The sequence below is a fragment of the Mycobacterium sp. E1715 genome, assembly GCF_001667625.1.
GTDB lineage: Bacteria > Actinomycetota > Actinomycetes > Mycobacteriales > Mycobacteriaceae > Mycobacterium.
Window position 1 is genome coordinate 1 of record NZ_LZJJ01000093.1, and the last position, 6,503, is coordinate 6,503.

General features: G+C 70.0%; 6 protein-coding genes. 3 read left to right on the top strand and 3 right to left on the bottom strand.

Translation table 11 applies throughout. The annotated features are described in order from the left end of the window. Positions 1-1,906 (bottom strand): RNA degradosome polyphosphate kinase (locus A9X03_RS05325; RefSeq protein WP_067784722.1); only part of this gene is annotated, 1,906 nt, incomplete at its 3' end. Between the two features lie 88 nt (positions 1,907-1,994). Beyond that, complete coding sequence (gene cofC, locus A9X03_RS05330; protein WP_067784706.1) at positions 1,995-2,648, bottom strand: 2-phospho-L-lactate guanylyltransferase; 654 nt, start codon at positions 2,646-2,648, stop codon at positions 1,995-1,997. Between the two features lie 113 nt (positions 2,649-2,761). On the opposite strand from cofC, the gene A9X03_RS05335 reads away from it, so the two are divergent. Next, complete coding sequence (locus tag A9X03_RS05335; protein ID WP_067747772.1) at positions 2,762-3,781, top strand: NAD(P)H-dependent glycerol-3-phosphate dehydrogenase; 1,020 nt, start codon at positions 2,762-2,764, stop codon at positions 3,779-3,781. Positions 3,782-3,851: 70 nt separating this feature from the next. Beyond that, a complete protein-coding gene (locus tag A9X03_RS05340) occupies positions 3,852-4,964 on the top strand; it encodes a D-alanine--D-alanine ligase family protein (protein WP_067784709.1) in 1,113 nt (370 codons plus the stop codon). Here A9X03_RS05340 and A9X03_RS05345 read toward each other — a convergent pair. Beyond that, a complete protein-coding gene (locus tag A9X03_RS05345; RefSeq protein ID WP_067784712.1) occupies positions 4,961-5,533 on the bottom strand; it encodes a DUF3515 domain-containing protein in 573 nt (190 codons plus the stop codon). The genes A9X03_RS05340 and A9X03_RS05345 overlap by 4 nt on opposite strands. A gap of 156 nt (positions 5,534-5,689) precedes the next feature. On the opposite strand from A9X03_RS05345, the gene A9X03_RS05350 reads away from it, so the two are divergent. Further along, positions 5,690-6,503, top strand: an 814-nt coding sequence (locus tag A9X03_RS05350) for a thiamine-phosphate kinase (RefSeq protein WP_068260013.1), incomplete at its 3' end; no start/stop codon positions are given.

Here is a 6,503-nt window from a genome sequence, read left to right on the forward strand (position 1 = left end):
GACCGAGGATCGAGCGGACCGCAATGTTCTCCGAGAACTCTTCGGCGCCGGGGCGCAGCGCGCAGATGCCGCGCACCACCACCTCCACCCGCACGTCCGCCATCGATGCGCGATACAGCGCGTCGATGACCTGTTCGTCGACGAGGGCATTCATCTTGAGCCGGATCCGGCCGCCGCCGTGCTCGCGGTGCGCGGCGATCTCGCGCTCCACACGGTCGATGATGCCGGTGCGAATGCCGTGCGGGGCGACCAGAAGGTTGCGGTAGGAGACCTTGCGCGAGTAGCCGGTCAGCGAATTGAAGAGGTCGGTCAGGTCGGCCCCGATCTCGGGAGACGCCGTCAGCAGCCCGACGTCCTCGTAGAGTCGCGCCGTCTTTCCGTTGTAGTTGCCGGTGCCGATGTGGCAGTAGCGCCGGATCGTCGAACCCTCGCGGCGGACCACGAGGCAGGTCTTGCAGTGCGTTTTGAGTCCGACGTATCCGTAGACGACGTGCACGCCAGCCTGCTCTAGCTCGCGCGCCCAGCGGATGTTGGCCTGCTCGTCGAAACGCGCCTTGATCTCCACGAGCGCCACCACTTGCTTGCCTGCCTCGGCGGCGTTGATAAGCGCTCGCACGATCGGCGAATCACCGCTTGTGCGGTACAGCGTCTGCTTGATCGCCAGCACATTCGGGTCGGCGGCCGCCTGTTCGATGAATCGCTGCACGCTGGTCGAGAACGACTCATACGGATGATGAAGCAGCACATCGCCTTCGCGCAGCGTCGCGAAAATGCTTCTCGGCGTCTCGCGGTCGACGAAGGCGGGGCTGGTGGCGGGGACGAAAGCCGGGTCTTTGAGCGCCGGCCGGTCGATGCTGTAGACCTGCCACAACGACGACAGGTCCAGCAGGCCTGGCACTTCGATGACGTCGCCGGGGTTCACGTCCAGTTCGCGCAGCAGCAATTCCAGCATGCTCTCGGTCATGTCGTTGGCGACCTCGAGTCGCACCGGTGACCCGAACCGCCTGCGCGCCAACTCCCGCTCCAGCGCCTGCAGGAGGTCTTCGTCGCGGTCCTCTTCGACCTCGTAGTCAGCGTTGCGGGTGATGCGGAACGCGTGGTGCTGGACGATCTCCATGCCCGGGAACAACACCGGCAGGAAGGCCGCGATCAGCTCTTCCATTGGCAGATAGCGGATTATGGCGGGACCCTCGCCGTCGTCCGGATGTCCGGGGCCGCGCAGTTCGACGAAGCGATCCACGTTGTTGGGCACCTTCACCCGCGCGAAATGCTGGCCGCCCTCCTCGGGTTGGCGCACCATGACCGCCAGGTTCAGGCTCAACCCACTGACGAAGGGGAACGGGTGCGCGGGATCGACCGCGAGGGGGGTCAGGACGGGGAAGACTTGTTCGTGGAAATAGGTCGACAGTTCGTCGCGCTCACCCTGATCCAAATCGGCCCACGTGACTATATGTATGCCTTCCTCGGCGAGCGCCGGTCGCACCGAATCGAGGAAGACCCGCGCGTGCCGGGTCGCGATCCGTTGCGTCTGCTCACCGATGAGGGTCAGTTGCTCGCGCGGGGTCAGTCCGTCGGCGGACCGAACCGACAGACCCATCTCGTCGCGGCGCTTGAGGCCGGCGACGCGGACCATGTAGAACTCGTCGAGGTTGGACGCGAAGATGGCCAGGAACTTGGCCCGTTCCAACAACGGCAACGAGTTGTCGTCGGCCAGGGCCAGCACGCGGGCATTGAAGTCGAGCCAGCTCAGCTCGCGGTTGAGGTAGCGGTCCTCCGGCAGGTCGGTGAGGGCGGACGGCGTCGCGGCGGGCGGCGCTGCCACGGCCGAGTCGCCTTGATGCCACAAGTTCTGGTCGGGGCGTGCCTCAGCTTCGGTTTCAGTCACCCTGCGATCATCGCCTATCACTCGCCGATGCTGCTAGCGCTCGACGGACATCCATTCGCCGTTGGGACGACGTTCATCGCGAGGACAGGTTCGCCGGTCCGCGCCGATGTCACTGATGGGCGAGGGCGCGCGCGGTCGCGGCGCCCACCCCGAGGCGGCGCGCGGCGGCGAGATCGTCGGGAGTGTCGACGTCGCAACGCAGCCCCGGCCATGCGCCGGTCAGTTCGATCGCACCCGAACGTCGATGCCGCGCCGACGAATCGGCGCCGAACTGCGGATCGAGTGGGGCGCCGAACGCGAACAAGGCGGCGGTTCCCGTCGCCAGCCGGTCGGCGACGAAGCTGCGGCGGTGCTGCCGCGCGGCGGCGATCGCCTCGGCCAGCTCCTGTGTCTGCAGCGCGGGTAAATCGCCTTGCAGCACAACGATATTCGGGAAGAATCCGCCCACGGCCCGTTCCGCGGTGGCGATGGCGTTGTTCAGCGGGTCGCCGTGCCCGTCGGGCGTCGGGTCGGCCAGCACCTCGGCCCCCAGCTCCGTGGCCGCCGCGGCCGCGGCGTCGTCGGGCGTGACGACGGTGATCGAGCCCAACGCATCAACGCGTCCCGCCGCGGTCAGGGTGTCGATCAGCATGGCGAGCACCACGCCCTCCCTGGTGCGTGCCGAAAAAACGGGGGCCAGCCTGGTCTTGGCCGCGGCCAACCGCTTGACGGCGACGATCAGGGCGACGTCCTTGCCCGCTTCGTCGGCTCGTGTGCCGCTCATGAGATCTCATCCTGCCAGCGACCGCCGACGGCGGACGCGCTAGCTCGCGTGAGCTCCGCTGATCTAGGGTGTAGCGGCTGCAACTCGCTTGGGAAGACAGACGGGGGTGGTGGATGACCGGCTCGCAGGGCGCCGTCGCGGTGATGGGTGCCGGGGCGTGGGGCACGGCGCTGGCCAAGGTGCTCGTCGAGGCCGGCGAGCCGGAATCCGACGTCACGCTGTGGGCGCGCCGGTCCGACATCGCCGACCAGATCAACACCACCCGGTCCAATCCCGACTATCTGCCCGGCGCAACGCTGCCGCCGGGCATCCGTGCGACCACCGACGCGGCGGAGGCGCTGGCCGGCGCCACGACGGTGCTGTTGGGCGTGCCCGCGCAGACGATGCGTGCCAACCTGGAAGGGTGGGCACCGCTGGTGCCCGACGGCGCCACCCTGGTCAGCCTGGCCAAGGGCATCGAGCTGGGCACCCTGATGCGGATGAGTCAGGTCATCGTGTCGGTGACGGGGGTGGACCCGGCTCAGGTCGCGGTGGTTTCGGGGCCGAACCTGGCCAGCGAGATCGCCGAATGCCAGCCCGCCGCCACGGTCGTCGCGTGCAGCGACTCCGGTCGCGCCGTCGCGCTGCAGCGCATGCTCAACACCGGGTACTTCCGCCCCTACACCAATAGTGATGTCGTCGGCACCGAGATCGGCGGGGCGTGCAAGAACGTCATCGCGCTCGCGTGCGGCATGGCGGCCGGCGTCGGGCTCGGGGAGAACACCGCGGCGGCGATCATCACCCGCGGCCTGGCCGAGATCATCCGGTTGGGGATAGCGCTCGGCGCCAAGGGCGCCACGCTGGCCGGCCTGGCCGGGGTCGGCGACCTGGTGGCGACGTGCACGTCGCCGCAGTCGCGGAATCGGTCCTTCGGCGAACGTCTGGGCCGCGGCGGCACCATGGAGTCGGCCATGCAGGCCGGCGGCGGCCACGTCGTCGAGGGCGTGACGTCGTGCGAGTCGGTGCTGGCGCTCGCGTCCAGTTACGACGTCGAGATGCCGCTCACCGACGCCGTGCACCGGGTCTGCCACAAGGGCCTGTCGGTGGACGAGGCGATGGCACTGTTGCTCGGCCGCCGGACCAAGCCCGAGTGACCGCCATCGAAACCGCAGCCAGCGGCGCCGCCCGGCCCGAGCGCCGCGCAACCGGTAGCCTCTTTAGGTTGTGAGTGCCAGCGGGAATCGCGTGCGCGTCGCCGTCGTCTTCGGCGGGCGCAGCAACGAGCACGCCATCTCGTGCGTGTCCGCGGGCAGCATTCTGCGCAACCTCGATCCCGAGCGGTTCGAAGTGCTGGCGATCGGCATCACCCCGGAGGGATCGTGGGTGCTCACCGACGGCGACCCGGACGCGCTGGCCATCAGCAACCGGGAGCTGCCCGAGGTGACCGCGCAGTCGGGCACCGAACTGGCCCTGCCGGCCGATCCGCGCCGCGGCGGCCAACTGGTCGCCCTTTCGCCGGGGGCCGGCGAGGTCCTGGCGTCCGTCGACGTGGTGTTCCCGGTGCTGCACGGCCCGTACGGGGAGGACGGCACTCTGCAGGGCCTGCTGGAACTGGCCGGGGTGCCCTATGTCGGGGCCGGCGTGCTGGCCAGCGCGGCGGGCATGGACAAGGAGTTCACCAAGAAGCTGTTCGCTGCCGAGGGGTTGCCGGTCGGCGCGTACGCGGTTCTGCGCCCGTCGCGGTCGACGCTGCAGCCCGAGGAGCGCGAGCGGCTGGGTCTGCCGGTCTTCGTCAAACCCGCGCGGGGCGGCTCGTCGATCGGGGTCACCCGGGTGGCCAGCTGGGACGACCTGCCGGCCGCCGTGGCGGCCGCGCGCCGGCACGATCCGAAGGTGATCGTTGAGGCGGCGATCACCGGCCGCGAGCTGGAGTGCGGCGTGCTCGAAATGCCCGACGGCACAATCGAAGCCAGCACGGTGGGCGAGATCCGTGTAGCAGGAGTGCGGGGACGTGAGGATTCGTTCTACGACTTCGCCACGAAATATCTCGACGATGCAGCCGAATTGGATGTGCCGGCTAAGGTGGACGACGACATCGCTGATGCCATCAGGGATTTGGCGGTCCGGGCATTCAAGGCCATTGACTGCCAGGGCCTGGCCCGGGTCGATTTCTTCCTCACCGATGACGGACCGGTGCTCAACGAAATCAATACGATGCCCGGGTTCACCACGATCTCGATGTACCCGAGGATGTGGGCGGCCAGCGGCGTGGACTATCCCACCCTGCTGGCGACCATGGTCGAGACGGCGTTGGCCCGCGGGGTGGGTTTGCGCTAACCGGCGGGCGCCGGGTTGATGGGCACCGCCGCGATGGTGCGGTCGATCAGTTCCGAGAGCTGCTGGATCGGCGTCGGGCCCGACCCCGACGGCAGCGTGAGCGCGACATACACCGGCCGATCCACCGTGTACCAGGTCGACCTGCCCGCGTCACCGGCGGACTGCTGTTCGGGATGCACCTCGAACCACTGCACCCGGTCGACGACCTGGATCGGAGAGCCCACCACGAACTCGGCTGGGCGGTCGAGCCCGCAGCGCAGCACCAGGGGCTCGCTGTCCGGTCCGGCCCGCCACGCGGTGGCGCCCTGGGGCGCAGGCTGTGCGACGGGCGCGCGTTGATAGTCGCCGAGCCGCTGAGGCAGCGCCCCGGCCAGCGCCCGGCATGCGGGGCTGTCGGCCTGGGGCGCCGGGGCCGCGGGGACGGCGACCGGTTGCGGCGGCGCCTGGCGGTTGGCCGCGATCACCAGGATCACCCCGATCGCGACGACGGCCACGGCGACCGCGGCGATGATCAGCGCGGGCGGCGGCCCCTCGTCGACGGCGGGGCGGGTATCGGGGTCGGTCGTCACCGCCCGCGCACCTCCTATCTCGGGCCGCGAGCGGTCCGCATCGGGACAGGGCTCTAAACTGGCGCGGGCCGCTCGCGCGGGCAGTAACCCAACTTACCGCAGGTCGGCGGCTCCGATAGTGGCCCGGACAGGGCGGGACGCGCCGGAGGAGGTGGCGTGGGCGACGACGGATCGAATTCCACACTGCAGCAGCTCGGTGAGTTCGCGGTGATCGACCGATTGGTGCGCGGTCGCCGGCAGCCGGCCGAGGTGGTGGTCGGGCCGGGCGACGACGCGGCGGTGATCCAAGCCAGGGACGGCCGCACCGCGGTGTCGACCGACATGCTGGTGCAAGACCGGCACTTTCGGCTGGACTGGTCGAGTCCGCACGACGTCGGCCGCAAAGCCATTGCCCAGAACGCCGCGGACATCGAGGCGATGGGCGCGCGGTCCACGGCCTTCGTCGTCGCCTTCGGCGCCCCCGGCGACACACCGACCGCCGCCGTCGACGGGCTGGTCGGCGGGATGTGGGACGAGGCGCACCGCATCGGCGCGGGCATCGCCGGCGGCGATCTCGTCAGCTGCCCACAGTGGGTGGTCTCCGTGACGGTGCTGGGCGATCTGGACGGGCGCGCTCCGGTGCTGCGGTCCGGCGCCAAGGCGGGATCGGTGATCGCGGTCGCCGGCGAGCTGGGCCGCTCGGCGGCCGGCCTCGCGTTGTTCGGCAAGGGTATTGAAGGTTTCGACTCGCTGCGCCGCCGGCATCTGGTGCCCCAGCCGCCCTACGGTCAGGGCGTCGCGGCGGCGGCCGGGGGAGCGCAGGCGATGATCGACGTCTCCGACGGCCTGGTCGCCGACCTCAGGCACGTCGCCGAGGCGTCGGAGGTGGCGATGGATCTGTCGACCGCTGCGCTGGCCGCGGACCACGACGCGCTGACCGCGGCCGGCAACGCGGTGGGGGCCGACCCGTGGTCGTGGGTGCTGGGCGGCG

What these genes read in the sequence shown, in the direction of transcription:
- cofC (WP_067784706.1), bottom strand. Translation starts at nt 2,648, where the DNA reads ATGAGCGGCACACGAGCCGACGAAGCGGGCAAGGACGTCGCCCTGATC.
- A9X03_RS05335 (WP_067747772.1), top strand. Translation starts at nt 2,762, where the DNA reads ATGACCGGCTCGCAGGGCGCCGTCGCGGTGATGGGTGCCGGGGCGTGG.